25 protein-coding genes and 2 pseudogenes are annotated in these 25,346 nt (G+C 48.4%); 22 read left to right on the forward strand and 5 right to left on the reverse strand.

The features are described 5' to 3' along the window. Positions 1-9 precede the first annotated feature (9 nt). From TRNA_RS28225 to TRNA_RS28265, 10 genes and pseudogenes are all read left to right on the forward strand, one after another. Entirely contained in the window at positions 10-279 is a 270-nt protein-coding gene (locus TRNA_RS28225; protein WP_011197809.1) for a hemolysin XhlA family protein, read from the forward strand. Between the two features lie 14 nt (positions 280-293). Continuing rightward, positions 294-557, forward strand: coding sequence for a phage holin (locus TRNA_RS28230; protein WP_003180859.1), 264 nt, complete (start codon positions 294-296; stop codon positions 555-557). Positions 558-607: 50 nt separating this feature from the next. Next, positions 608-1,369, forward strand: a pseudogene (locus tag TRNA_RS44415) (N-acetylmuramoyl-L-alanine amidase); the annotation flags it as partial. Between the two features lie 87 nt (positions 1,370-1,456). Then, positions 1,457-1,672 (forward strand): annotated as a pseudogene (locus TRNA_RS44420) (peptidoglycan-binding domain-containing protein); the annotation flags it as partial. Positions 1,673-1,773: 101 nt separating this feature from the next. Further along, positions 1,774-2,451, forward strand: coding sequence for a GntR family transcriptional regulator (locus TRNA_RS28240; RefSeq protein ID WP_003180863.1), 678 nt, complete (start codon positions 1,774-1,776; stop codon positions 2,449-2,451). A 22-nt stretch (positions 2,452-2,473) separates the two neighbouring features. Further along, on the forward strand, positions 2,474-3,490 hold the full coding sequence (locus tag TRNA_RS28245) for a zinc-binding alcohol dehydrogenase family protein (RefSeq protein ID WP_003180865.1): 1,017 nt from the start codon (positions 2,474-2,476) through the stop codon (positions 3,488-3,490). A gap of 20 nt (positions 3,491-3,510) precedes the next feature. After that, complete coding sequence (uxuA, locus tag TRNA_RS28250; protein WP_003180867.1) at positions 3,511-4,608, forward strand: mannonate dehydratase; 1,098 nt, start codon at positions 3,511-3,513, stop codon at positions 4,606-4,608. Continuing rightward, on the forward strand, positions 4,584-5,432 hold the full coding sequence (locus TRNA_RS28255; protein WP_009328728.1) for an SDR family oxidoreductase: 849 nt from the start codon (positions 4,584-4,586) through the stop codon (positions 5,430-5,432). Before uxuA ends, TRNA_RS28255 begins: the two co-directional genes overlap by 25 nt. Positions 5,433-5,458: 26 nt before the next feature. Continuing rightward, positions 5,459-6,472, forward strand: a complete 1,014-nt coding sequence (locus TRNA_RS28260; protein WP_011197810.1) for a zinc-binding alcohol dehydrogenase family protein — start codon at positions 5,459-5,461, stop codon at positions 6,470-6,472. Between the two features lie 52 nt (positions 6,473-6,524). Further along, positions 6,525-7,796: an MFS transporter gene (locus TRNA_RS28265; protein ID WP_011197811.1), complete on the forward strand. Its 1,272-nt coding sequence runs from the start codon at positions 6,525-6,527 to the stop codon at positions 7,794-7,796. A 62-nt stretch (positions 7,797-7,858) separates the two neighbouring features. Here the strand turns inward: TRNA_RS28265 and TRNA_RS44085 are convergent, their stop codons facing one another. The 5 genes from TRNA_RS44085 to TRNA_RS28285 all read right to left on the reverse strand — a co-directional run bounded on the left by TRNA_RS44085 (position 7,859) and on the right by TRNA_RS28285 (position 10,744). Next, positions 7,859-7,990 (reverse strand): hypothetical protein, encoded by a 132-nt coding sequence (locus TRNA_RS44085; RefSeq protein ID WP_003180875.1) that lies wholly within the window; start codon positions 7,988-7,990, stop codon positions 7,859-7,861. A gap of 95 nt (positions 7,991-8,085) precedes the next feature. Next, entirely contained in the window at positions 8,086-8,259 is a 174-nt protein-coding gene (locus TRNA_RS28270; protein ID WP_011197812.1) for a type II toxin-antitoxin system SpoIISB family antitoxin, read from the reverse strand. Continuing rightward, positions 8,259-9,005: a type II toxin-antitoxin system SpoIISA family toxin gene (locus tag TRNA_RS28275; RefSeq protein WP_003180879.1), complete on the reverse strand. Its 747-nt coding sequence runs from the start codon at positions 9,003-9,005 to the stop codon at positions 8,259-8,261. Before TRNA_RS28275 ends, TRNA_RS28270 begins: the two co-directional genes overlap by 1 nt. A gap of 110 nt (positions 9,006-9,115) precedes the next feature. After that, positions 9,116-10,114, reverse strand: a complete 999-nt coding sequence (locus TRNA_RS28280; protein ID WP_009328723.1) for an inorganic phosphate transporter — start codon at positions 10,112-10,114, stop codon at positions 9,116-9,118. A gap of 12 nt (positions 10,115-10,126) precedes the next feature. Next, positions 10,127-10,744: a DUF47 domain-containing protein gene (locus TRNA_RS28285; RefSeq protein WP_003180884.1), complete on the reverse strand. Its 618-nt coding sequence runs from the start codon at positions 10,742-10,744 to the stop codon at positions 10,127-10,129. A gap of 331 nt (positions 10,745-11,075) precedes the next feature. On the opposite strand from TRNA_RS28285, the gene ggt reads away from it, so the two are divergent. The 12 genes from ggt to TRNA_RS28345 all read left to right on the forward strand — a co-directional run bounded on the left by ggt (position 11,076) and on the right by TRNA_RS28345 (position 25,233). Continuing rightward, on the forward strand, positions 11,076-12,833 hold the full coding sequence (gene ggt, locus TRNA_RS28290) for a gamma-glutamyltransferase (protein WP_011197813.1): 1,758 nt from the start codon (positions 11,076-11,078) through the stop codon (positions 12,831-12,833). A 128-nt stretch (positions 12,834-12,961) separates the two neighbouring features. Next, the gene (locus TRNA_RS28295; protein ID WP_009328721.1) at positions 12,962-13,606 is read left to right on the forward strand and encodes a YesL family protein; all 645 of its coding nucleotides are present in this window, start codon (positions 12,962-12,964) and stop codon (positions 13,604-13,606) included. Positions 13,607-13,619: 13 nt separating this feature from the next. Continuing rightward, on the forward strand, positions 13,620-15,356 hold the full coding sequence (locus tag TRNA_RS28300; RefSeq protein WP_011197814.1) for a sensor histidine kinase: 1,737 nt from the start codon (positions 13,620-13,622) through the stop codon (positions 15,354-15,356). Between the two features lie 2 nt (positions 15,357-15,358). After that, positions 15,359-16,525 carry a response regulator gene (locus TRNA_RS28305; RefSeq protein WP_011197815.1) on the forward strand — a complete coding sequence of 389 codons (1,167 nt, stop codon included), beginning with the start codon at positions 15,359-15,361 and terminating at the stop codon, positions 16,523-16,525. Between the two features lie 146 nt (positions 16,526-16,671). Continuing rightward, on the forward strand, positions 16,672-17,967 hold the full coding sequence (locus tag TRNA_RS28310) for an ABC transporter substrate-binding protein (RefSeq protein ID WP_011197816.1): 1,296 nt from the start codon (positions 16,672-16,674) through the stop codon (positions 17,965-17,967). Positions 17,968-18,001: 34 nt separating this feature from the next. Then, positions 18,002-18,919 (forward strand): carbohydrate ABC transporter permease, encoded by a 918-nt coding sequence (locus TRNA_RS28315; protein ID WP_171003031.1) that lies wholly within the window; start codon positions 18,002-18,004, stop codon positions 18,917-18,919. A 21-nt stretch (positions 18,920-18,940) separates the two neighbouring features. Further along, positions 18,941-19,816 (forward strand): carbohydrate ABC transporter permease, encoded by an 876-nt coding sequence (locus TRNA_RS28320; protein WP_085959963.1) that lies wholly within the window; start codon positions 18,941-18,943, stop codon positions 19,814-19,816. Between the two features lie 17 nt (positions 19,817-19,833). Beyond that, a complete protein-coding gene (locus TRNA_RS28325; protein ID WP_011197819.1) occupies positions 19,834-20,868 on the forward strand; it encodes a glycoside hydrolase family 88/105 protein in 1,035 nt (344 codons plus the stop codon). A 2,051-nt stretch (positions 20,869-22,919) separates the two neighbouring features. Beyond that, positions 22,920-23,198 carry a helix-turn-helix transcriptional regulator gene (locus TRNA_RS44425; protein WP_223307109.1) on the forward strand — a complete coding sequence of 93 codons (279 nt, stop codon included), beginning with the start codon at positions 22,920-22,922 and terminating at the stop codon, positions 23,196-23,198. A gap of 13 nt (positions 23,199-23,211) precedes the next feature. Next, a complete protein-coding gene (locus TRNA_RS28335; RefSeq protein ID WP_003180904.1) occupies positions 23,212-23,928 on the forward strand; it encodes a rhamnogalacturonan acetylesterase in 717 nt (238 codons plus the stop codon). Further along, positions 23,915-24,607: a YesU family protein gene (locus tag TRNA_RS28340; protein WP_003180906.1), complete on the forward strand. Its 693-nt coding sequence runs from the start codon at positions 23,915-23,917 to the stop codon at positions 24,605-24,607. The genes TRNA_RS28335 and TRNA_RS28340 overlap by 14 nt, the downstream gene beginning before the upstream one ends. A 14-nt stretch (positions 24,608-24,621) precedes the next feature. Beyond that, entirely contained in the window at positions 24,622-25,233 is a 612-nt protein-coding gene (locus tag TRNA_RS28345) for a YesL family protein (RefSeq protein WP_003180908.1), read from the forward strand. The last annotated feature ends 113 nt before the right edge of the window (positions 25,234-25,346 follow it).

Genomic DNA, 25,346 nt, shown 5'->3' on the forward strand with positions numbered 1-25,346 from the left:
GGAATTAAAATGCCGGAAGCACCAGAACTGGATATATTCCAAAAAGAAGTTCAGGAGATGAAAGCTGATCAAAAATCACTCGAACAGCGCGTCAGTACACTCGAAAGAACATCAGACCGCCACGATCAGCAAATCATCTCGATTAACGAAAAGCTGAACAAAATCGAAGAGAATACAACCTGGATTAAGCGCAGCATCACAGGCGCGATAATTACAGCGGTCAGCACCGGCATCATCGGCGGCGCGATCGCTGTTTTTTATAATTTATTGCAGAAATAAGGGAGGACATCATCATGAAACATATCGACAAAGGCACGGTCGTCAGGACGGTGCTTCTTTTTATTGCGCTGGTCAATCAGACGTTGATCATGTTTGGAAAGCCGGTTTTGCCGGTCGCTGAAGATCAGATTCATACATTGGCGGATGCCCTGTATTCGGCCGGATCTGCGGCTTTTACGATCGCTGCATCGCTCGTTGCCTGGTATAAGAACAACTATGTGACGAGCAAAGGGAAAATGCAAAAAGAAGTTTTACAGAAAAAAGGTTTAACGAAATAAAGCTTCCTTTCAGACTTTCCAGAATTGAATTTGAAAAGGAATGATGAAGTTTGGTCAAAGTAATCAATAACTTTGTAAAAGTCAATCAATACACCCGTCCCGGGCTGAAGCTTGCGGCAGTCAAAGGCATCGTCATGCATTGGACGGCGACGCCCGGGGCTTCGGCATTGAATGAGCGAAATTATTTCAATGGCACATGCATTGCCGACAAGCGTTATGCGTCGGCTCATTATTTTGTCGACCGCCATGAGGCGCAGCATATTATTCCCGATCATGAAGTCGCATATCATGCGCATGATCAAAACCGCTGCTATGTCAGCTTTCTGAAGCCGAATGCCAATACCACGGCTCTCGGGGTCGAAATGTGCGTGGAAAAAGACGGTACCATCCATGAAGAGACGATTCGCAATGCGGCAGAGCTTGTAGCGGATTTGTGCAAGACATACGGTTTGTCCGCAGATCGGATTGTCCGCCATTACGATGTCACTAACAAAGGCTGTCCAACCCCGTGGGTGAGAGATGCCGGCCAATTGTCAGCTTTCCGTAAAAGAGTAGATTCCCTTTTGGGGAGGAAAACCGTTTCCGTATCGGCTGCCTCCACCAGCCAGACAAGTTCATCGTCGGGCATTATCCTCAAAAAAGGAATGTCAGGCTCTCATGTGAAAAAGCTGCAAACACGCTTGGTCGCGGCCGGTTTTTCGCTGCCTAAATACGGCGCGGACGGAAGCTATGGAGACGAGACGGTGCATGCGGTTGTTTCTTTGCAAAAGAAAGCGGGAATTAAAGCCGACGGCATTTACGGTCCGTCAACTGAAAAAGCCCTCTCGGCCGCTGAAGCGTCAGCAGCCGGCAAGAGCAAGACGTGGACCCTTCCCGACGGCATTTATAAGGTGAAAAACCCGCTGATGAAGGGAACGGCCGTCACACAAATCCAGACAGCCCTTGCCGCTCTTTATTACTACCCTGATAAAGGGGCCAAAAACAACGGGATCGACGGATATTACGGAATGAAGACGGCAAATGCGGTGAAACGTTTTCAGCTGATGTACGGTTTGGGAGCGGACGGGATATACGGACCGAAGACAAAAGCGAAAATGTTGTCCCTTTTGAAATAAAGGAACTTTTAAAGTTCCTTTATATTTTTTAAAAATTTTCAAAAAATAACTATCCCACAGCCATACTTGTATGGTAGTATGGCGGAGAGGGGGTGAGAGTCATGAAAATGAAACAATTAAACCCGCGTTCTGTCAGAGATCAAATCTATCAGGTGCTGAAGGAAGAAATCATGAAGTTTCGGCTTGTTCCGGGTGAGCAGATATCGGAAAAAGAGATTTCAGAACGGTATGAAGTCAGCCGCACTCCGGTCAGAGAGGCTTTTTTGCAGCTGTCGAAGGAAGGGCTTCTCGAAGTCTATCCGCAGAAAGGAACCCGCGTGTCGCTGATCGATCTTGACCTGGTGGAGGAAGCGAGGTTTATGCGGGAAAAACTGGAAAAGGCTGTAGCTGAACTGGCGTGTGAGGACTTCCCGCAGGAAGCTATGTTTAAGCTGGAGCAGAATGTGAAGATGCAGGAATTATCGATCGCACAGAAAAATTATGAAAGTTTGTTTGAATTAGATGAAGCGTTTCATCAGACGATTTTTGAAGGCTGCGGAAAAGCGAATGTCTGGGCTGCGATTCAGCAGATGAACGTTCCCTTCCAAAGAATCCGCTTTTTAAGGCTTGCCGCCGATTTTAACTGGAACACCATCCATCAGCAGCACGCGGCATTAACAGAAGCGATTCGAACAAAACAGAAGGCAAAAGCCAAGGAAATCGCCGAAGAGCATTTGCAGCTGGTCATCGTCGATAAACAGATGCTCATTGATGAGTTTCCCGGTTATTTCAAAAAGTAAGCGCTTTAAAAGGAGTGGTGATGTGAAAGCTGCGGTGATGACGAAGCCTTATTCGATTGAATTTCACGACATACCGCGTCCCGAACCGGCCAGCGGTGAAGTCCTTGTCAAGATAAAGGCTGCCGGGATTTGCGGAAGTGATGTGCATTTTTACGACGGCTCAAATCCATATGCACAGTACCCTCAGATCTTTGGACATGAGCTTGCAGGCATCATTGAAAAAACGGGGGCCGGCGTGAGGGGGCGATCCGCAGGCGAACGGGTCGTAATTGAACCGGCGATCCCGTGCGGAGGCTGCTACCCTTGTCGGAAAGGGAGGACAAACGCCTGTATGAACATCGATATGATCGGGTCGGTTCGCAGAGGAGGGTTCGCTGATTTTATCATTGTTCCAGAAACGCATGTCCATCCGATTCCTGAGCAAATGGATTTTGCAACCGCTGCTTTGTGCGAGCCGTTTTCAATCGGAGCGCAGGCGGTTCGGCGGGCAGATATTCAAACAGGCGAAACGATTGTCATATTGGGAATGGGTCCGATCGGGTTAACGATTTTGGCGCAGGTAAAAAAGCGCTTCGACGTTCGTGTGATCGCTGTCGATCCTGTAAGGGAAAGGCTTGAGCTTGCCGAGGCATTCGGGGCGGATGCCGTTATTCAGCCTGGTGAAGAGGATGCAGAGCAAATGATTCTGAAGCTGACAGGCGGAGAAGGAGCGGGGATTGTGTTCGAAGCGGCCGGGATTCCCGCGACGATTGAGCAATCCGTTCGTTTGGCGGCCGCCGCCGGGCGCATTGTCATTGTCGGCTTAACGGGGAGGAATGTGACGATTCCGGGTCTTCTTCTCACAAAGAAAGATATTGAAATTTATGGAACAAAACACAGCGTCAATCAATTTCCCGGCGTCATTCAATTTTTGAATGAAAACCCTGAAATAGCCCGGGCTTTTGTCACTGAGATCATGCCTTTTATGGAAATAGAAGAGGCGTTGAAAAAAGCGAAAAACTGTCCCCATCAGGTCACAAAGATCATTTTATCTTATTGAATCGGTGAGGAGGAAGTGTGATGAAAATGGTTTTCAGATGGTATGGAGAAGGAAACGACTCCGTCACCCTTGAGCAGATCAGGCAGATTCCCGGTGTGGAGGGAATCGTTTGGGCGCTTCATCATCAGCCGCCGGGTGAAGAGTGGCCATTGGAAGAAATTTTAGAAGTGAAGCGGCAGTGTGAACAGCACGGTTTTCACATTGAAGTTGTTGAAAGCGTTAACATCCATGAGGATATAAAGCTTGGGCTGCCGACGAGAGATCTGTATATTGAAAAATACAAGCGAACGATTGAAAATTTGGCCAAAGCCGGCGTAAAAGTGATCTGCTATAATTTTATGCCTGTATTTGACTGGCTGCGGACCGATTTGTACAAAAAGGCTCCAGACGGTTCCACCGCTTTGTTCTATGAGCACGCAAAGGTGCACACAATCGACCCTTTTGCGCTTGTCGATCAAATCGCCAAGCATCCCGAATTCACGATGCCCGGCTGGGAACCGGAGCGGCTTGAGCATCTGACAAGGCTGTTTGAAGCCTATCAAAATGTGACGGAGGAGGATCTGTGGAGCCATCTTCACTATTTTCTTGAACGCATCATTCCAACCGCCGCACGCTGCGGAATCAAAATGGCGATCCATCCCGATGATCCGCCGTGGCCGGTTTTCGGACTCCCGCGCATCATGACTTCAGGAGAAAGCATCGGGCGGCTGCTACAGCTTGTCGATCATCCGGCGAATGGCGTGACACTGTGCAGCGGTTCATTGGGCGCCAACCCCGAAAATGATATTTCCGCCATGATCCATGCGTATGCCGACCGGATTCCATTTGCCCATATCCGAAACGTCAAAGTCTACGAAAACGGCGATTTTATCGAAACATCGCACAGAACAAAAGATGGCACAGTTGACATTTGCGGGATTGTCAAAGCCTATCATGAAACAGGTTTTTCAGGCTATGTGCGTCCGGATCACGGCCGCCACATTTGGGATGAAAAGTGCAGGCCCGGCTACGGTCTGTATGACAGGGCGCTCGGTATCATGTATTTATGGGGCATATGGGATTCGCTCAATAGAGAAAAACAGGAGGCTTCAAAATGCTTGAAATCCATGAAAATTTAGCGGGGAAAACTGCGGTCATCACAGGCGGCAGCGGGGTGCTTTGCGGTGCGATGGCGAGAGAGCTCGGCCGGCAGGGTATGAATGTTGCCATTCTTAATCGAACCGTTGAAAAAGGGGAACTCGTGGCCGAAGCTGTCCGAAAAGCCGGCGGCGCAGCGATTGCAGTTGAGTGTGATGTCATCAGCCAACGGAGCGTTGAACAGGCGAAACGCGTTGTGGCCGACCGATTCGGCGGCTGTGATCTATTGGTGAACGGAGCCGGCGGCAATCACCCCAATGGCACGACATCAGATGAAACATTCAACTCCGAGCACATCTTCCAGGACAACATCAAGACGTTATTTGATCTGAACTGCGATGATGTCGGTTCTGTTCTCAATTTAAACTTCCTCGGTTCTTTCATTCCAACACAGCAATTTGCAAAAATGATGCTGAATCAAAAAGGGGCGTCCGTGATCAATATTTCTTCAATGAGCGCTCAAACCCCGATGACGAAAGTGCCTGCATACAGCGCGGCGAAAGCGGGCATCGACAATTTTACGAAATGGCTGGCCGTCTATCTGGCCGAAACGGGAATCAGGGTCAACGCCATTGCCCCGGGATTTTTCCTAACCAATCAAAATGAAAGGCTTCTTCTTGATCAAAACGGCGAATTTACAGATAGAGCAAAGAAGATCATCTCTCACACCCCGATGAGGCGTTTCGGCAAACCGGAAGATTTGCTGGGGACGCTGCTTTGGCTGGCGGATGAGAAGATGTCCGGATTTGTTACCGGCATAACAGTGCCGGTAGATGGCGGATTTACGGCTTATGCCGGTGTCTAAAAACACGATAAAGGGGAGGCCGGTACATGAAGCAGATTGTGTGTGAAAAGCCTTATCGTTTTAAAATGACGGATGTGAAAATGCCGGAACTAAAGGATGGGGAAGCATTGGTCCGCATCAAACGGATCGGAATATGCGGGACGGATTTTCACGCTTATTGCGGAAGACAGCCATTTTTCTCTTATCCAAGAGTGCTCGGACACGAACTGTCCGGTGAAATTGTCAGCATCGATAATTCCGGCGGAACGCTCAAGCCGGGCGATCAAGTGTCAATTATTCCTTATTTGGAATGCGGGGCATGCATCGCCTGCCGGAACGGACGCCCCAACTGCTGCGTCAATCTGAACGTCCTCGGTGTCCATACAGACGGGGGAATGCGGGAATACATAAACGTCCCGGCAGACCACCTGCTAAAAACAGAAGGATTGACGCTCAGCGAAGCTGCTGTTGTTGAATGTTTAAGCATCGGCGCCCACGCTGCAGAAAGGGCAAATATCAAAAAAGGGGAAACGGTGCTTGTTGTTGGAGCGGGGCCCATCGGGCTCAGCGTGATGAAATTCGCAAAATTGAAGGGTGCAAAAGTCATCGCGATGGATGTCAGAAAAGAGCGCCTCACATTTAGCCGCAGATGGGCTGAAGCCGATGAAGTCGTATTAGGGGGAGAACATGCGGCTGATGAGATCAAACGGTTGACGAACGGCGACTTTCCGACGGCTGTCTTTGATGCGACAGGGCACCCTGCATCGATGAACAGCGCTTATCAGTACGCCGCACACGGGGGACGGCTGATCTATGTCGGACTTGTCAACGACCATCTGGCTATGCCCGATCCTGAAATCCACATGCGGGAGCTGACGATTTTATCCAGCCGCAACGCATTAAGAAGAGATTTTGAGACGGTGATGAAAGCCATCATGGATGGCGGAGCGGATGCGAACCGGTTTGTGAACGGACAGATGGCGTTTCACGATGTTGTTGACGGATTTCAATCAGCGCTTGCTCCGGAAACCAATCCTGTGAAAGTGTTGATCCATCTGTAAGATCGCACGAAATGAAAGCGTTTTCTAAATTTCGGAAAGAGGGGGGTTGGCCATGTTTTCAAACGGCCGCGGGTTTGTCATCGTGATGCTTTTTTTGGCGGGAGTGATTAATTATTTGGATCGTTCGGCATTGTCTGTCGCCGCTCCTTTTATTCAGGAAGATTTGAACATACGTCCGGCGCAGATGGGCATGCTGTTCAGCAGTTTTTTCATCGGATATGCCGTCTTTAATTTTATCGGCGGCTGGGCATCAGACAAATACGGAGCGAAACATACGCTGTCGGCTGCAATGGTCGTATGGTCGGTTTTCAGCGGCGCTATTGCACTGACATATAATTTCGTTTCACTGTTTATCATCCGCGTCATTTTCGGCATGGGGGAAGGTCCGCTGTCAGCGGCAACGAGCAAGTCGGTCAACAATTGGTTTCCGCAAAAAGAAAGGGCAAGAGCGCTCGGCATGACAATGTGCGGAACGCCGCTCGGCGGAGCCGTTTCAGGTCCGATCGTCGGATTGATCGCGATCCATTGGGGGTGGAAGGCTTCCTTTGTGTTGATCATGATCATCGGGCTTGTTTGGACTTGCTTCTGGATGAAATTCATGAAAGATAAGCCGGCTGATTCCGGCAGTTTGTCTCCTGAAAAGGAAGCGCGTCCGAAAAAGGATACCGGCATCCCGCTGTCTTTTTATTTGAAGCAGCCGACCGTGCTGTTTACGGCGTTCGCGTTCTTTTCCTACAACTATATTTTGTTCTTTTTCTTAACATGGTTTCCGAGCTATTTAACGACAGCCCGGGGGCTGAGCATTCACGATATGAGCGTTGCAACGATTATACCGTGGGTTGTCGGATTTCTCGGTCTTGCGCTTGGGGGATTTATTTCAGATTATCTGTTCAAGCTGACGGGCAAACAGATGTTTTCCAGAAAAGCCGTGCTTGTGTGCTGCCTTTTGGCTGCAGCGGTATGCATTGGATTTGCCGGGCTTGTCACTACCGCGTTTGGAGCTGTTGCACTTGTCGCATTATCGGTTTTCTTTTTGTATTTGACCGGCATCACATACTGGGCGATTATACAGGATATCGTTCATCCGGACAGGGTCGGGGGCGTGAGCGGATTCATGCATTTTCTTGCCAATACATCCGGCATTATCGGTCCGACGGTTACAGGGTACATCGTCGAGTACACCGGAGCTTTCACAAGCGCCTTTTTGCTTGCGGGAGGGCTGGCGGTGGCAGGTTCTATTTGCGTCGCTTTGTTTGTGAAACCGATACGTTCTGAAAGGCTGCCTCAATCTGTAGGAGAAGGCGGACAGGGGCATCCTTTATGATGCTCCTGTAGACATGAAAATAACCCCCTTCTCAGCAGAGAAGGAGGGTGAAAGTCCAAGCTTCACGGTTTGTTTTTTCTTCTGTTCAGCGTTTTAATGATTTTTTCGCTTCTTCTTCTGAGAAGAGAGGTATAGTCTGACAGGCCGAATTTTGCGAAATCGACGTGTTTGACTTGTTTTTTCAGTTTTTTCACAGCATCACCTAATTCAGCGGTTTAGTTGATTGGTTTATTGTATGTAAGAAACGGGAAAACGGAATAAGGACGGGAGAATTTTTTTCCCGTCCTCGTTAAGCTTTTTTTCTTTTATACTCGCCGATCAGCCGTTCGTTTTGCCGGAAAATCCGTTCGGTATAGGGGCTGACTTCGTATTTCGCGATATTGGTTTTGGATTGCCTTTTAAACATTTTAAAGGCGAGGCGCTTTTTTACGCTTTCCTGGTCTTGCTGAAAAGCAGGCTCCATCAGTCGTCACCTTCCTCTTCGTTTGGTAGCAGAAGATCATAGATGCTTGTTAAAGAAGTAAACAGGAGATAATCAAATTCTGTGACAAGGTCTTCTGAGGTTAACTTCATGACATAGTCAAAATCGTGGATGGAAAAAGGAATGAGGACCATTTTTCCGTTTTCTTCATAATAAACGTCTTTGCGGTCAAGCTTTTCTTGAACATCGAACCGGTTTTCCATATGCTCAAGCAAATGATCCTTGCTTTCTTCTGAATTATATTCGCAAAGTGCAGCGGATATATTCATTTTTTCGGCAAACCGTTTGATGAGCTTTTCGATGCCTTCTGCATACGCTTCTATATTTCCATAATAGATGTGGATCGGTTCGTTTTTCAATAGGTATTGAAACGTTTTCAGCCTGTTTTGATACGTGTGGAGGAGGTCGTTGTTTTCTTCGAGAAGCATTCTTGTATCTGTCGCGAGTTCAGAGCTGCCGAGCTTTTTAAAGTAGGCATTTAAGAAAATAAAAGCGTCTGTCAACGTGAAAAAAACGGCAACGATCAGGTAATGAAGCGGGTTTGTGAAAATTGACTGCGGATCGTGCGTCCAATATATCACGGCGCCGATGACATAAAGAAGGTACCACGTTTTTCTGATGGCGACCGTTTTTTCGGCGAGCTGTTTTTCAAAACGCCACACGGCAGCTACGTACAGAGCCAGCGCCAAAACAATAAGCCAAACAAGGAATTGATAAAATAGCAGCATAACTTGTTTCCCTCTTCCCGAGAAATAGTGCAGTTCCTATTTCTATTGTTATGCCGGCTTTCTTTTAAACATGAAAACTCCCGTCCTAGATTCGGACGGGAGTGTGCTGATTAAAAGAATAAATCAAGTATGAAATAGGCAAATGCACCGATGGTTGCCGAAATGGGAAGGGTAATGACCCAAGTGATCAGCATCCGCTTTGCGGTGCCCCAGTTTACGCCTTTCACCCGGTGGGAAGCGCCCACGCCTAAAATGGATGAAGAAATGACGTGTGTCGTGCTGACAGGCAAATGGACGATCGTCGCGCCAAAGATGATGAGGGCTCCCGTCAAATCTGCAGAGACACCGTTGACGGGACGGATCTTCATGATTTTTCCGCCGACGGTTTTGATGATTTTCCAGCCGCCGACAGATGTTCCGAGTCCCATGGCCATGGCGCATGCAAACTGCACCCAGAACGGGATGTCGGTTGTACTGTGCAAGTTACCCGCGATTAAAGCCATCGTAATGATACCCATCGCTTTCTGTGCATCGTTCGTGCCGTGCGTATAGGACTGAATGGCAGCTGTCGCGATTTGAACGCGCCGAAACCGCTTATTCGTTTTTGCCAGATTGCTGTTCTTAAAAATGACTTTGACGATGCTGTAGATCAAATATCCTAAAACAAACGCCAAAATGGGCGATAATATAAGTGCTTCAATAATTTTAATAAATCCGTGGTATTTAATCGCGGCAAATCCTTCCGATGCGATGACAGCTCCGGCAATCGCTCCGATGATCGCATGGGATGAGCTGCTGGGAATCCCGAAATACCAGGTCACTAGGTTCCATGTAATGCCGGCGATAAGAGCGGCAAGGATCACGACCGATCCGTTTTCAAGCTTGAAAGGGTCGGCGATGTCGCTTGTAATTGTTTTGGCTACGCCTGTGAACGTCATGGCGCCGGCGAAGTTCATGACAGCGGCCATAATAATGGCATGCCTTGGTTTTAACGCTTTTGTCGATACCGAGGTGGCGATCGCATTTGCCGTATCATGAAAGCCGTTGATAAAGTCAAATGCCAAAGCAAAGATGACAATCAATATGGTTAATACAAATAAAAGATCCATTATAATCCCTCGTTACGCATTTTTCATTATGATGGTTTCTAAATTGTTTGCTACACTTTGGCATGAATCTGCGATTTCTTCAAGCGTCTCATAGATTTCTCTGTACTGGATCACTTTAATCGGATCTGTCTCTTTACCGAAAAGATTTTTCAGCGATTTGCGGTGCAGGTTATCGCAGTTATGTTCGTATTCTTTAATTTTAATGGCGTGCGGCTGAATTTCTTTCAGGCGATTTTCCGCCAGCAATTCGATCGTCACCAGAATTTCTTTTGCGCATTCTCTGATATAGCCGCTGAATTTGTCAATATGCTCATCTGAAGATGTGATCGAGAATATTTCCATCATGGCTGAAAAGTGCTCGATGCCGTCGAGTACATCATCGAGGCTGTTTGTAAGCTGAAGGATGTCTTCGCGTTCAATCGGCGTGATAAATGCTTTGTTCAGCTCCTTAATCATCGTATGTACATAGTTATCTCCTTTTGTCTCATACTCTTTTAAGGTATCCGCGAATTCTTTAAGGGTTGTCTGATTCGTCACTTTATAGTTAACAAAATACTCAGCTGTTTCATCTAAATTTTTTGCAATTTCCGTCAAAAGCACGGAAAACTTGTCTTTTTTTCTTTTCAACATTTGTAACCCTCCATTGTTTAAATGAGACAATGCACACATCAAAATATTATATAACTTTTTGTCGAAAAAAAACAGGTGCAGTCGAAAAAAACAATTAATTTTCAAATCGTCATACCTTTTAGATAGGCGCAAGCACCAGCTGGCATCCGGGATTTTAAGATGACAATAGGCGATTTTTCCTTTGATATCATCGTTCCAAAAGAACGGATCTCAGGATCGTTTCGAGAAATTTGGGAGTTTAGGTTCAAAAAAATAGAAAATTGGGAGTTTTTCTTATTTTCAGTCCGCTTTCCTGTTATAGTAGTAATAAACTGGAAAGGAAGGTGATCTGATGAGACGGTTAGCTTTCTTAGTTGTTGCGTTTTGCTTGGCGGTTGGTTGCTTTTTCAGTCCGGTGTCGAAAGCAGAAGGAGTCATGAGCGGGGGAGATGGTGATAAAGTCGCCGTCGGGAAAGACGGTATGGTGGCTACGGCCCATCCGCTTGCATCAAAAATCGGAGCCGAAGTTTTGAAAAAGGGCGGGAATGCCATTGATGCAGCTATTGCGATCCAGTACGCACTGAATGTAACAGAGCCGATGATGTCTGGAATCGGCGGCGGCGGTTTCATGATGGTCTACGACGGCGAGACGAAGGAAACGTCGATCATCAACAGCAGGGAGCGTGCTCCGGAGGGAGCCAAGCCTGACATGTTTTTGGATGAAGACGGAAAGGTGATTCCGTTTTCAGAAAGGTCGAGACACGGAAATGCGGTCGGTGTGCCGGGAACGCTGAAAGGGCTTGAAGCAGCGCATAAGAAGTGGGGAACAAAGAAAATGGAAGACTTGATTTCGCCTTCTATAAAGCTTGCAGAGGAAGGGTTCCCAATCGACTCGGTTTTGGCTGACGCGATAAAGGATCATCAGGACAAGCTGAGCAAAACGGCCGCAAAGGATATTTTCCTTCCGGACGGTGAACCTTTGAAAGAAGGCGATATCCTTGTACAAAAGGATTTGGCCAAAACGTTTAAATTGATACGGAAAGAAGGGTCAAAAGCCTTTTATGATGGGGAAATCGGCCGGGCGATTGCAGATGTCGTGCAGGATTTCGGGGGTTCAATGACACCTGATGACCTGTCCCGCTACGAGGTCACAACAGATAAGCCCATCTGGGGCGAGTACCACGGCTATGATATTGCAAGCATGCCTCCTCCAAGCTCAGGCGGAGTGTTCATGCTGCAGATGCTGAAATTGATTGATGATTTTCATTTATCGCAATACGATCCAAAGTCGTTTGAAAAATATCATCTGCTCGCGGAAACGATGCATCTCTCCTATGCGGACAGGGCTGCATATGCGGGCGATCCGGAATTTGTCGATGTTCCGCTCAGAGGGCTGCTCGATCCCGATTATATTAAGGAGCGGCAAAAGCTGATCAGCCTTGATTCGATGAACCGCGATGTGAAAGAGGGCGATCCGTGGAAATATGAGGAAGGCGAGCCGAATTATGAGATCGTGCCTCAGCCTGAAGATAAAACGATCGGGGAGACGACGCATTTTACCGTCACGGATCAGTGGGGCAATGTTGTCTCTTATACGACAACGATTGAACAGCTTTTTGGAACGGGGATTTTAGTGCCCGGGTACGGACTGTTTTTGAACAATGAACTGACCGATTTTGATGCGATTCCAGGCGGCGCCAACGAAGTGCAGCCGAATAAAAGGCCGCTTTCAAGCATGACGCCGACGATCGTATTCAAAGATGAAAAACCGGTGCTGACTGTCGGTTCCCCTGGCGGAACGACGATCATTGCTTCCGTTTTCCAGACGATCTTGAATTATTTTGAGTACGGCATGAGCCTTCAGGATGCGATTGAAGAGCCGAGGATCTATACGAACAGCCTGACTTCGTACCGCTATGAATCCGGAATGCCGGAGGATGTCAGACGGAAGCTCAATGACTTCGGCCACAAATTCGGCTCGAATCCGGTTGATATCGGCAATGTCCAAAGCATTTTCATTGACCGGGAGAACAAAACGTTTATGGGGGTTGCCGATTCAAGCAGAAACGGAACGGCGGTTGGGGTCAACATTAAGACATCGGCTAAATAGCGGAGCAAGGCTTGGTCTAAAGTATTTAGATCAAGCCTTCTTCCGTCAGCGGGGAAAAGAGGATTTTTTTCGAAAGAATAGAAATATATTTTTTGAAAGCGTTTACCAATTTATAAAGGAGGGGTACCATGATTCACACGTTGGCAAATGGATTTTACCGCTTTTGCGAGTGGGTGATGCGGCTTGCCTATTTGAATCTGCTGTGGATCGGCTTTACGCTGGCGGGAGCGGTCATCTTCGGTTTAGCGCCGGCGACCGCCGCGATGTTCGCTGTGACTAGACAGTGGACGCTGGGAAAAACGGATGTCCCGGTGTTTCAGACGTTTTTTCGGGCGTTTAAAAAGAAATGGGCCAAATCAAGCGTTCTCGGTTTGATATTGGGTCTGGTCGGCTTATTGCTGTTTGTTGATTTTCAGATTGCGGCCGTCTATTTTCACGATCAGCCAGTGTTTTTAAGCCTGTTCATCAGTTTGTTTATCATTTATGCCATCATCCTCTTATACGCTTTTCCAATTGATGTCCACTACGATTTAAAACGGATTGCAGTGCTGAAATACAGCTTCATCATCGGCTTTTCCCGTCCGCTCACCTCGTTTTTCATGCTGATCAGCGCGTTTGGCATGATTCTGCTCGCTTTATTTCATGTCACATTTCTTCTGTTTTTCAGCGGCAGCGCTTTAAGCTTCATTTTGACGAAGCTTTCGTTTCAGGCATTCCGTGCAATCGACGGGCGCCGGACAGACAAGCAGGCTGCCGCCCCACGCTTGAAATGAAGGTGTTCGTTCGGTGAACCGGTATCAGCATTTAAAAATTAAAGATCAATTGTTTATTTTGATTTCACTGATCATGGCCGTTTCGCTCATCCTGATCTTGAGCGGCATTCAATACGCGTTCCGGGTATATGACCAGCAGATTTACAGGAAGTCGTCACAGGTGCTGATGCTATCATCAAAAAGCATTGAAGATGAATTGAAAAAGATTGAGGATGTGTCATATCAAATCACCACTGACGCAGACATCCAAGCGAACCTCCTGAAAGCCGGCCGCGGCCAGAACAAATACGGACGCTACCGGATAAAAAGCAAAATTTGGGATAAGCTGGCCGAATATACCGGCTCTAAGCGGTACATTAAATCGATTCATTTGTTTGATGCTTCCGGCACCGAGTACTCCGCAGGGGCGAATTTAACCGAAGCATTGCGGGAGCAAAAGAATGCACTGATCGAAAAAGCGTCGCGCCAAAAAGGCAGCAACATGTGGGAGCCCATGCCGGGTGAAACCGGCGAGCTGTTATCCGTCCGGGAAATCCGCTCCTATGAGCGTTTAAACCTTGACCACCTGGGAACAGTGGTGATTGTCGCCGATTTAAAACGGGTGATCGGCGATCTTCCGAAAGACTGGGGGGAAGGCGCGGGCAAGATTGCGATGTCGGACGGGCGGGAGCTGTTTTTTTCTGAAATGCCTTTCAGCCAAACCGATGGCCTCCGATTGTCTTCTCATGCTGAAAACGGATATGACATTGTGGAGGAAAACGGCCAGCGGTTTTTCGTTTCATATGTCAAATCAGCGTATAAGAATTGGACATATTGGAGCCTGATCCCCTTTGACGCTATGTTTTCGAAAATTTCTGCGATGAAGACGATCCTGATTTCCCTTTTTATCCTTTTTTTTCTGATTGCGGTTCTCTTTGGAAGAAAAATGGCCAGGGGCATTACGAGCCCGATTGAGAAGCTGGTGGCGGCCATGAAAAATGTCCAAAACGGCGATTTTAAACTGGCGCCGCTCACTCGCGCTCCTTTAGACCGGCAGGATGAAGTCAGCGTCTTAAACCGCAATTTCTTTACAATGGTTGAACGGATCAATGAACTGATTGCCGAGAACTACAAGAAGCAGCTGATGCTGAAAGAGACGGAATTCAAAGCGCTTCAAGCGCAAATCAACCCCCACTTTTTATACAACACGCTCGAGTCGATCAACTGGCTTGCAAAAACGAACCGGCAGCCGCAAATTTCAAAGATGACGGAATCTCTAGGGTTTTTGCTCAGAAATGCCATCAATATGAAAACCGACGTGCTGACGATCGAGGAAGAAGCTGAAATCGTGCGCCACTATTTTACGATTCAGCGGTTTCGCTTTGAGGAGCGGCTCGTTTTTGAGCTCGACATTGAGCCGGCTGTGAAAAAATGCCGCGTACCTAAGCTTGTTCTCCAGCCTTTGGCTGAAAACGCGATTACATATTGCCTTGAGCCCTTCATTGAACCTTGCCATATTCAAATCAAAGCATATAAAAAAGAAGAGCTTGTCTATTTAACGGTTGCCGACAACGGCCCCGGCATGGATGAAGACTTTTTGGAAAAGGCGAGAAAGGAGCTTGTCCGGACAACCGGGAGAGGAATCGGGCTGCAAAATATCGACGAGCGCATTCAGCTGATGTTTGGCAAAGGGTATGGCTTGACGATTTCAAGCGAAAAGAATAAGGGAACCGTGATGATGATTAAAATACCATTTCAAAGCGGGGTGTGATGATGTATAAAGTGCTGTTGGCGGACGATGAACGGATTATTCTTGACGGCATCTCCAGCATGATCGAGTGGAATTCGTTCGGGACGTCTTTGATCGGGGCCGCACAGAACGGGATTGATGCTTACCGCCTGATTATGGAAAAGCGGCCGGACATTGTGATCAGCGATATTAAAATGCCTGGGATGGGAGGGCTCGAACTGATCGAAAAAGTGTCCCGCGACCACCCGTCAATCCGGTTTATTTTGCTGACGGGCTTCGGCCAGTTTGAATATGCAAAAAAAGCGATGTCATACGGAGTCAGGCATTATTTGCTCAAACCCTGCAATGAGAGCCATATTACAGATTCGCTTCAAAGCGTGATCGGCGAGCTGAAAAAAGAGGAATCGGCGCAAAAAGTGAAAACCGATCTGGAGATGATGAAGCCGCATCTTATGAAGCAGATGTTAAAAGAGCTGATCACCGGAGGCGGCATCGAGGATGAAGCGTGCCTGCGCTTTTTTTCAGAGCAAAAGGCCATCAGGCTGATCCTGTTTTCCGTCCGGGACGGGGAGGATAAAGATTATGCACAAGGCGTTGAATCCATTGCGGATGAGGTGCTGAACGGTGCTGTCATCGCCTCGGCCCGGGTTCAGCAATTGCTTGTCTGTGCAGTAGACGGAACATTGGCTTCTGCTGTGCTTGAGGAAAAAATGAAAAGCGTCCAAGAGCTTTCACGCCGCCTGCTCCGATTTGAACCAGAAGCATCACTCAGCGAAAGCGGCAATATCAGCGAAGCCTCCGCGATGTACGAAAAGGCATATAGAAAGATCGTCCAAGATGAAGGGGAGACATCGGTTTTAATCGGAAGGATGCTTGATCTCATCGAAAAGGAGGCCTCAAATCCGAAGCTTTCGCTAAAGTGGGCAGCCCGCAACATGCTGTATATGAATCCGGATTATCTCGGCAAGCTGTTTAAACAGGAAACCGGTGAGAAGTTTTCAAGCTATGTCGCAAAGGTGCGCATCGAAAAAGCGATCGCGAAGATGAAGAAGTCTAAAAACACGGCCATCGGCACGCTGGCAGAGGAACTGGGGTTTGGCCACAATCCAAAATACTTCAGCCTTGTCTTTAAAAAATACACGGGACTCACCCCGTCAGAATTTCGAAAAAAAGAAGACAACACGTTTTAATGCCGCCGGGTTTATCCGGCGGTTTTTTGCGCATTGACGGAATCTCTGTTTTTTTAACATTCTTCTCTGTTTTTTGAGTTTCTGGGACAGAAAGCTGAATTTAAAATGAAATGTAAGCACTTACAAATTGGGGAGGGGGAATGTTGATGAGAAGATTTGTGTTTGTCTCTTTGTGCATTTTGCTGACGCTCGGCCTGTTCGGATGCAGTTCAAACACTGAAGAGGCGGCCGGTGCGGACGGCAAAAAGAAGGTTACCTTAAGGGTCGCATGGTGGGGCGGACAGCCTCGGCATGATTATACATCAAAAATCATTGAGCTGTATGAAAAGGAACATCCGCATGTCAAAATCGAAGCGGAGTTTGCGAATTGGGACGATTATTGGAAAAAGCTTGCCCCGATGTCCGCGGCAGGGCAGCTGCCCGATGTGATTCAAATGGATATGGCGTATTTATCCCAATACGGCAAGAAAGGCCAGCTTGAAGATCTGACTCCGTATGTCAAAGACGGGACGATCAATACCGAATCGATTGATGAAAAGACGATCAAAGGCGGAAAAATCGGTGATCAGCTATACGGCTTCCCGCTCGGTGTGAATGTACTGTCGGTGATTACCAATGACGACTTGCTAAAAGAAGCGGGCGTCGAGATTGACGATGGCAGCTGGACGTGGACCGATTTTGAAAACCTGGCGCTAGAGGTCGAAGAGAAGACGGGACAATACGGTTCAAACGGCATGCATCCGCCCGATGTCTTTTTCCCGTACTACCTCAGGACGAAGGGCGAGCGCTTCTATAAAGAGGACGGCACAGGCCTTGCTTATTCAGACGACAAGCTGTTTGTCGATTACTTCAAGCGGCAGGTGAAGCTCGTCGATGAAAAAGCTTCGCCGACGCCTGATGAAAGCGCGCAGGTGAAGGGGATGGAAGACGATTTTATCGTCAAAGGCCGAACCGCTGCAACATGGAATTATTCAAATCAGTTTGCGGCGTTCGCGCAGCTTACCGATGCGCCCCTGTCATTAAAGCTGCCTCCTGAACAGGCGAAGGAAAAGGCGCTGTTTTTAAGGCCGAGCATGCTGTTTTCAATTCCGAAAAGCTCCGAACAGAAAAAAGAAGCGGCTGCATTTATCGACTTCTTTATTAACAATGAAAAAGCCAATGCCCTGATCAAAGGAGAAAGAGGCGTACCGGTCTCCTCCAAAATAGCGGAAACAGTGAAGTCAGAACTGAGCGAAGAGGAGAAAAAGATTTTCGAATATGTCGAACGGGCTACGGAGTACGCGGGAGAAGCGGAACCGCCTGAGCCGATCAGCAGCGCCGAAGTCATCAAGCTGCTAAAAGACACGTCAGACCAAATTTTGTTTAAAAAGATCACGCCTGAAGAAGGAGCCGCGAAGTTCAGAAAAGAAGCGGACGCCATACTGAAAAGAAATCAACAATGATAAGCGGGGCAAGTGAAGGAAGGCCGCTCATCAAATCCAGGAGGAAGTGAACGTGAAGCGAAAAAAAAGAATTGACAATTTGGCGGGTTATGCCTTTATTTCCCCGTTTATTATCGGATTTTTGTGCTTTACCGTCATTCCGATGGGAGCCTCGCTGTTTCTGTCTTTTACAAGCTACGATCTGTTCACCCCGCCCAAATGGGTCGGCTTTGACAACTATAAGGCGATGCTGACCGATGATGAAAAATACTGGGGTTCGCTGAAAGTTACGTTTTATTACGTGCTCGCCGGTGTGCCGCTGCGCCTCGCGTTTGCGCTTTTCATCGCGGTGATTTTGAACAGAGCCGAAAAGGGTGTGGGCATTTACCGGACGCTCTTTTATCTCCCGTCCATCATCGGCGGCAGCGTGGCGGTTGCGATTATGTGGCGCAATGTATTTGGCAATGACGGTGTCATCAATGGGCTTTTGTTCTTCCTTGGTTTTGACAAGAAGATTTTTTGGTATCAGGACCCGACAAGCGCATTGTGGACCTTGATTCTTTTGTCTGTGTGGCAGTTCGGCTCTTCCATGCTGATCTTTCTTGCCGGATTGAAAAATATTCCGCCGATGTATCAGGAAGCGGCAAGCGTTGATGGTGCAAACAGGTTTCAGCGGTTTTTTCTCATTACGCTCCCGCTTCTCAGCCCGATCATCTTTTTTAATTTGGTGATGCAGACCATTTCAGCCTTCATGACCTTTACGCCGGCCTACATTATTTCAAAAGGGGAAGGCGGTCCGCTTGACGGGACGCTTCTGTATTCCCTCTATTTGTTCCAGCGGGCGTTCAACTTTTTCCAAATGGGCTACGCTTCGGCTATGGCATGGGTGATGCTGATCCTGATCGGCCTTGTCACATTCATATTGTTCAAAACTTCATCCTTATGGGTGCATTACGAATCGAAGGAGGGGTAGCTGGTGGAGCCGGTAAAAGATATTTCGGGGCGGGCCGCGCCTGCCCCGCTTCCTGCGGGAAATAGAAAGAAAAGAGCCGGGCGTCTCGTGTTTCATATCACGACGGCCGGTCTTGCGATCATCCTTTTGTATCCCGTTATCTGGCTGATCGCAAGCTCGTTTAAAGAAAGTGCGAGCATATTCGCCACATCCCACTCGCTCATTCCGGACCCCTTGATCCTGTCCAATTATACGGAGGGCTGGAAAGGGATCGCCGGACAGCCGTTCATCACATTCATTAAAAATTCGCTTATCATTGTCGGCCTTTCGACGGCCGGCGCGGTCTTGTCCTCGGCGTTCATCGCTTACGGATTCGCGCGGATTCCGTTTAAAGGGAAGGCGTTTTGGTTTAGCTGCATGATGGTGACGATGATGCTGCCGCACGAGGTGCTGATGATTCCGCAGTACATCATTTTTGCAAAGCTGGATTGGCTGAATTCATTCAAGCCGATCGTTGTTCCCCAATTTTTCGGGCACGCGTTTTTTATCTTTCTGATGATTCAGTTCATCAGGACGATCCCGGTAGAACTCGATGAAGCGGCAAAGATTGACGGCTGCAGCCGTCTCGGCATCTTTTTCAGAATTATTTTGCCATTGATCGCACCGGCGCTCGCGACGTCCGCCATCTTCTCGTTTTACTGGAAGTGGGAGGAACTGATCAATCCGCTTCTTTACTTGAACAAGCCGGAGCTTTACCCGGTTTCTCTGGCATTAAAGCTGTTTTTAGATACGGAAACGGCGTCTAACTGGGGGGCGATGTTTGCGATGTCAGTCGTCTCACTCGTCCCGGTGATCCTCGTGTTTTTCGTTTTTCAAAAATCGATCGTCCAAGGAATCAGCATGAGCGGATTAAAATAAAAAGGAGAGAAGAGTGCATGACAAAGCTTGTTTTTGATGAAGAAAAACTCAATCAAGTGATCGACAGAATCGTTAAGCGGACATTTGAGATGGATTTCGAATGGGATTGGCCGGGCGGCGTCGCGTTTTACGGCGTGGCTGAGGCGTATGAAGCAACCGAAAATGAAGAATACCTCGAGCTTTTGAAAAACTGGACGGATGAAAAGCTTGAAGACGGATTGCCTAAGCTGTCGATCAACGGAGTATCCATCGGCCATACCCTCATATCGCTCTACCAGGCGACAGGAGATGACCGTTATCTGGACGCCGCCCGGCAAATGGCGGACTATGTGCTCCACGAAGCGCCTCGGTTCGCAGACGGGGTTTTGCAGCACACCGTCAACTCAGAGAAACATGTATTCCCTGAACAGGCATGGGTCGATACGATGATGATGGCGGGCTTGTTCCTTCTCCGAATCGGAAAGCTTGTCGGCAGCGAGGAATATTTTGAAGACGGGCTGAGCCAGTATCACGGCCATGAAGAATTTTTGCAGGATATGGAGACCAATCTTTATTATCACGCATGGGACCATGTGGCCAAAAACAACCTGTCAGGCATATTTTGGGGAAGGGGAAACGGATGGGCAGCTTTAACGATGGCAAAAGCGCTCCCTTTAATCGATGTTACGCATCCGTCTTATATGATCATTGACGGTTCGCTCCGGGACTTGCTGAGCGCGCTTGTCAGGCTTCAGCATCCCTCAGGTTTATGGCACACCGTACTGACGGACCCGGATTCATACCTTGAAGTGTCAGGCTCTGCCGGGATTGCATCCGGTTTGCTGTCAAGAGGCTCGCTATACCACAAATCCGTTCAGAAGGCGCTCTCAGCCATTACGGATGCGGTCGCGCCTGACGGAAGGGTGGAGCGCGTTTCTGCGGGTACAGCAGTGATGCGGGATGCGCAGGGTTACAAAGACGTTCCGTATAAACGGATTCAAGGCTGGGGACAGGGGCTTGCCCTGACCTTTTTGGCAGATGTCGTCCGCTCCAAGTCGCGCGCGTTCCAATAGAAATTGAAAAAAGAAACATTCTTTTCATTGCAGTGGGGGGAAAAGGGATGAAAAAGCTGCATCAAAGATATGTTTCACGGCGTAAAGGGAGTTTTTTTAAAAAAAGCTTTGTGATGATCCTGCTGATTGCGTGTATTCCCGGCTTATTGACGGGTGCAGGAGTCTATTTGTTTTCGGCTGCGAAAATTGAAAAAGAGCTCCAACATCTGCACGAGAACCAGGTGAAACGCCAAATCAGCCAAATCGATGACAAGCTGGAAGGGCTTGAGATCATGCTCTCCCAGCTTGCATATGATCCGCGCCTGATGAACGGTCTGGCCGATGCCGATCTGCAAACGGATTTTCAAACGACGTACAAGCTCTCAAAATCGCTGTTTTTGCTTCAGGATCAAAATCCGCTCATTCACAAGGTTGAACTGTTCATTCAAGGGAAGGAGCCGATTCTCTTAAATCCAGAATACAACGGACTGACCGACCGGAAAATCTTGAAGGCTTATCATTCGCTGCTTGAAGGCGGTCAAAACGTCTATTGGAAAGACATGAGCGGCGCTTCATCCGGAATGGCCCTTGTCCATAAAATTCCGGGAGGCATCTTAGAACCGTTCGGCGCGCTGATTTTGACGCTTGACGAAAGAGAATTGGGCCGGTTGCTTGAGAGCCTTTCGCCGTATTCAAAGGGAACAGCGCTCCTTTTTCATCATAATCAGAAGCCTGTTTCTTGGAGCAATCGCGGCAAAACCAACTTTGAAAGCGCCTTAAAAGAAAGGCTTGAGAAACAAAAAAATCCACAGGGCTCCTTTGTTATGGATTGGAGCGGAGGTGCGTATTCCGTTTCATACGGACGAATGGACAGATTGAACCAGGAATGGACCTATGTTTCGGCTTCACCGATGTCGGCCATTACGGCTCCGGTGCTGTTTTTATCGAAGCTCATCGCGTCGGTCAGCATCGCCGGGATCGTTCTTGCCTTCATTCTGGCATGGTATGCGTCACACAAAATTTATTCACCTGTCGCAAGGCTGATCAAGCTCTGCTCCGGAGAGGGAAAGGCGGCCTATTTTCCGGATGAATTTCATTGGCTCGAGAAGCGCTGGGAAGACCTATCTGAGGAAAGCGGCAGACTGAAAAAGGAACTGCCCCATGCTGCAAACGTTTTTTTTCAGCGCCTTCTGAGCGGATACTTTGCAGATGAATCAGAGAGGAATTTGAGAGATCGTCTGAAAAGGTGGGGCTGGGAAGCAAAAGACAATGTGTTTACCATCATCGATGTCCAGCTGACGGGACTCTACGAAGGAAACGGATCTTTTACAAAAAAGGATGAAAGTCTGGCGGGCTTTCTGTTGGGAAACATTACGCGCGAACTGGCTGGAAGGACATTCAACCATATTTATATGACAGATGTCCGTTCGCTATCGCTTGCGGTGCTGCTGGCGAGCGGCCGGAATACAGCCTTCAAGGAAGAAATCGCCCAATTTGTGCGTGAGCTGACAGATGTGATCTACAGCATATCCAAACTGCACGTCACAGTGACGGTATCAAAAACCGCTGACAAGTTAAAAGACATTCCCGGCATTTATGAAGAGGTGAAAGAAGGCAGGCATTACAGACAGTTCGAAAACGCCAGCCAGGTGATCGATTTAAGCCGGCGGGAAGACATGCCTCCCGCTGAATCATACTATCCGTTCGCTCTTGAAAAAGAGGTAGTCAGGGCGTTGCGGCTTGAAGAAAGGGATGAAGTCGAAAGAAGGATCAGGCTGTTTATCCGGGAGCTGTCCGAAAAAGGAAAAACGGAAATCCGCATCCAGCCGGGCATGATGCAGCTGTTCGCAAAGATCCAAGAAGAGATCTTTCATTCCGGCCTTCACCCCTATGAATTGTTCAGCCGAAAAAACCTGCTTCAGGAGCTTTCGGAGCTGAGGGAGCCGGAAAGGGCTGTCGGCTGGATGATGGAGCGTTGCATAAGCCCTTATCTTAAAGAGATGGAAGGAAGGAAAAACAGACAGCAAAAACGGCTTGTCGAACAGGTGCTTGAGATGATTCATCAGGATTATATGAACGATATCTCGCTTGAAAGCTGCGCTGATCGGGCCGGGACGAATTCGTATACCCTGAGCAAAGCTTTCAAACAAGTAACCGGCATCAATTTTATCGACTATGTTACCCGGCTCAGAATCGAAAAAGCGAAAGAGCTGCTTCTTGAGACGAATAAAAAAATCCATGACGTTTCTGAAGAGGTCGGCTACAGACACAGCTATTTCAACCGGATTTTCAAGAAGCAGGTCGGCATTCCGCCGAGCCGCTACAGGCAGATTCATCAGGAATCTTCGTGAAAGGGAGAGTGCTATGAAACGAACAGACAAAAAACCGAAAGTGACAGTATATTTGGCCGGGGACTCGACCGTCGCAGACTGTCCCCCGCATGAAGCGCCGATGGCCGGCTGGGGGCAGATGCTTCCGCTGTTTTTCTCAGATGAGGCTGCGGTCGTGAATATGGCAAAAGGCGGGGCCAGTTCGAACAGCTTCATTGATGAAGGCCGGCTCGATGACATTACGGAGCGGCTTGCGCCTGGTGATTATGTGTTGATCCAGTTCGGCCACAACGATCAAAAACCGTACGGAACAGACCCTTATACAACCTATCAGGAGCATCTTGTCCGCTATGTGGAAGCGGTTCGCGAAAAACAAGCGACACCGGTTTTGATCACTTCCGCAGAGCGCAGACGTTTTGATCAAAACGGAAAGCCCGCCGACACACTCGGGGATTTTCCGAAAGCGATGAAGGCGCTCGCTGACAGCTTCGACGTTCCGCTGATCGATTTATGGTCCAAAACAAAAGCGCTCTATGAATCTCTCGGAATCGAAGGTTCAAAACGGCTGTTTGTCCACTTTCAGCCTCATGAGCACCCTCATTATCCAAATGGAATCGAAGACAATACCCATTTTTCCGAAGCAGGGGCCCGTCAAGTCGCCAGGCTGGTGACAGAAGGAATCAGAGAGCTTGGTCTGCCTCTATCGGCTTATCTGCTTTGTGAAAGGAGCGATTTCCGTGCCGGAGTGTAATGGAAGAGAAGGAAGCCTGATTTATCAAAACCCTTTATCTTCTCCTGAAGATCTCCGCGGCTGGGTGATGGAAGGGAAAGGAATCGTTCGTTTTCAGAACGGCCGCCTGCATATGGAGAACGAACTTGACGCTGAGCAATATGGGGACGATGCTCATTTTGTTTACTGGTGCCCTGAGACATTCCCTGATGGAATTGTTGTGAAGTGGGATTTCTACCCTGTGCGGGAGCCTGGCTTATGCATGATATTTTTTGCAGCCGCCGGCATGAATGGCGAAGATTTATTTGACGGGCGGCTGGCGGAGAGGACGGGGAAATATCCGCAATATCATTCCGGGGACATCAACACATTGCACCTGTCGTATTTCAGACATAAGCATGCTGATGAAAGAGCATTCCGAACATGCAACCTCAGGAAAAGCCGCGGCTTTCACCTCGTCTGTGAAGGAGCTGATCCGCTTCCGCCCGCTGCAGACGCTTTGCCTCCCTACCGGATGAAGCTCATAAAGGACGGGGCATACGTTCGTTTTTCAATCAACGAGCTGCCCATTTTGGAATGGACGGATGACGGCAGGCGTTTCGGCCCTGTTTACGGCGCAGGAAAGATCGGCTTCAGACAAATGGCTCCGCTGGAAGCAGCCTACGCCAACTTTGAAGTGCGCAGGCTGCTGCGCGGCTGAAAGGAGGAGCGGACATGCGGGATAAAGGCGTAATGGCGATGATGTACGGCGCGTGTGAAGCGATCATGAAAATCGCCTGGCTGAACGGGATCTGGGTTTTATTCACGCTGGGAGGAGGCATTGTTTTCGGCTGGGCGCCGAGCACGGCTGCGATGTTCACGGTCGTGCGCAAGTGGCTGCTCGGCCGGACGGACGCACCGCTGTTCAAAACGTTTTATCAAACGTATAAAAAAGAGTTTTTCAAAGCAAACGGACTTGGGCTCATCCTCATTACCGCCGGAACAATTTTATTCGTAAACTATCAATTTTTCCGCGTCCGTGCGGATTTATTTTCGATCATGATCAGCTATGCCACACTGGTGGCCGGGCTCATCTATCTCGTGGTTTTCATTTATATTTTTCCGCTTTACGTTCATGTTCAGCTGCCGTTTGTCCGCTATTTTTCACAGGCTGCGCTGATCGGTCTCGTTCGCCCTTTGACGACGGCCGGAATGGCTGCTGCTGGTTGCTTGGTCGTGTATGTGCTGTTGACGGTTCCGGGTCTGATCCCATTTTATGGTGTCAGTTTGTTTGCTCTTGTATCGATGTTTATCGCACATCGCTGTTTTTTGCGTCTGGAAGGCTAGCTGAACTGTGCAAAAATGAGAAAATCGGGCAAAAAAATATCAATTGGAAAGGCTGAACCGCTTAAGACCGGACTTGAACACATCTTTTCCCTTCGGCAAAAAAGTGCAATTGA

Origin of the sequence: Bacillus licheniformis DSM 13 = ATCC 14580 (assembly GCF_000011645.1) — a bacterium.
GTDB classification, from domain to species: domain Bacteria; phylum Bacillota; class Bacilli; order Bacillales; family Bacillaceae; genus Bacillus; species Bacillus licheniformis.

Excerpts from the sequence above, each read along its gene's own strand:
- TRNA_RS28325 (WP_011197819.1), top strand. The coding sequence starts at position 19,834 with ATGACAAAGCTTGTTTTTGATGAAGAAAAACTCAATCAAGTGATCGAC.
- uxuA (WP_003180867.1), top strand. The coding sequence starts at position 3,511 with ATGAAAATGGTTTTCAGATGGTATGGAGAAGGAAACGACTCCGTCACC.
- ggt (WP_011197813.1), top strand. The coding sequence starts at position 11,076 with ATGAGACGGTTAGCTTTCTTAGTTGTTGCGTTTTGCTTGGCGGTTGGT.
- TRNA_RS28285 (WP_003180884.1), bottom strand. The coding sequence starts at position 10,744 with ATGTTGAAAAGAAAAAAAGACAAGTTTTCCGTGCTTTTGACGGAAATT.
- TRNA_RS28280 (WP_009328723.1), bottom strand. The coding sequence starts at position 10,114 with ATGGATCTTTTATTTGTATTAACCATATTGATTGTCATCTTTGCTTTG.
- TRNA_RS28265 (WP_011197811.1), top strand. The coding sequence starts at position 6,525 with ATGTTTTCAAACGGCCGCGGGTTTGTCATCGTGATGCTTTTTTTGGCG.
- TRNA_RS28260 (WP_011197810.1), top strand. The coding sequence starts at position 5,459 with ATGAAGCAGATTGTGTGTGAAAAGCCTTATCGTTTTAAAATGACGGAT.
- TRNA_RS28270 (WP_011197812.1), bottom strand. The coding sequence starts at position 8,259 with ATGGAGCCTGCTTTTCAGCAAGACCAGGAAAGCGTAAAAAAGCGCCTC.
- TRNA_RS28335 (WP_003180904.1), top strand. The coding sequence starts at position 23,212 with ATGAAACGAACAGACAAAAAACCGAAAGTGACAGTATATTTGGCCGGG.
- TRNA_RS28230 (WP_003180859.1), top strand. The coding sequence starts at position 294 with ATGAAACATATCGACAAAGGCACGGTCGTCAGGACGGTGCTTCTTTTT.
- TRNA_RS28255 (WP_009328728.1), top strand. The coding sequence starts at position 4,584 with ATGCTTGAAATCCATGAAAATTTAGCGGGGAAAACTGCGGTCATCACA.
- TRNA_RS28225 (WP_011197809.1), top strand. The coding sequence starts at position 10 with ATGCCGGAAGCACCAGAACTGGATATATTCCAAAAAGAAGTTCAGGAG.
- TRNA_RS28305 (WP_011197815.1), top strand. The coding sequence starts at position 15,359 with ATGTATAAAGTGCTGTTGGCGGACGATGAACGGATTATTCTTGACGGC.
- TRNA_RS28275 (WP_003180879.1), bottom strand. The coding sequence starts at position 9,005 with ATGCTGCTATTTTATCAATTCCTTGTTTGGCTTATTGTTTTGGCGCTG.
- TRNA_RS28240 (WP_003180863.1), top strand. The coding sequence starts at position 1,774 with ATGAAAATGAAACAATTAAACCCGCGTTCTGTCAGAGATCAAATCTAT.
- TRNA_RS28345 (WP_003180908.1), top strand. The coding sequence starts at position 24,622 with ATGCGGGATAAAGGCGTAATGGCGATGATGTACGGCGCGTGTGAAGCG.
- TRNA_RS28295 (WP_009328721.1), top strand. The coding sequence starts at position 12,962 with ATGATTCACACGTTGGCAAATGGATTTTACCGCTTTTGCGAGTGGGTG.
- TRNA_RS44425 (WP_223307109.1), top strand. The coding sequence starts at position 22,920 with ATGAACGATATCTCGCTTGAAAGCTGCGCTGATCGGGCCGGGACGAAT.
- TRNA_RS28310 (WP_011197816.1), top strand. The coding sequence starts at position 16,672 with ATGAGAAGATTTGTGTTTGTCTCTTTGTGCATTTTGCTGACGCTCGGC.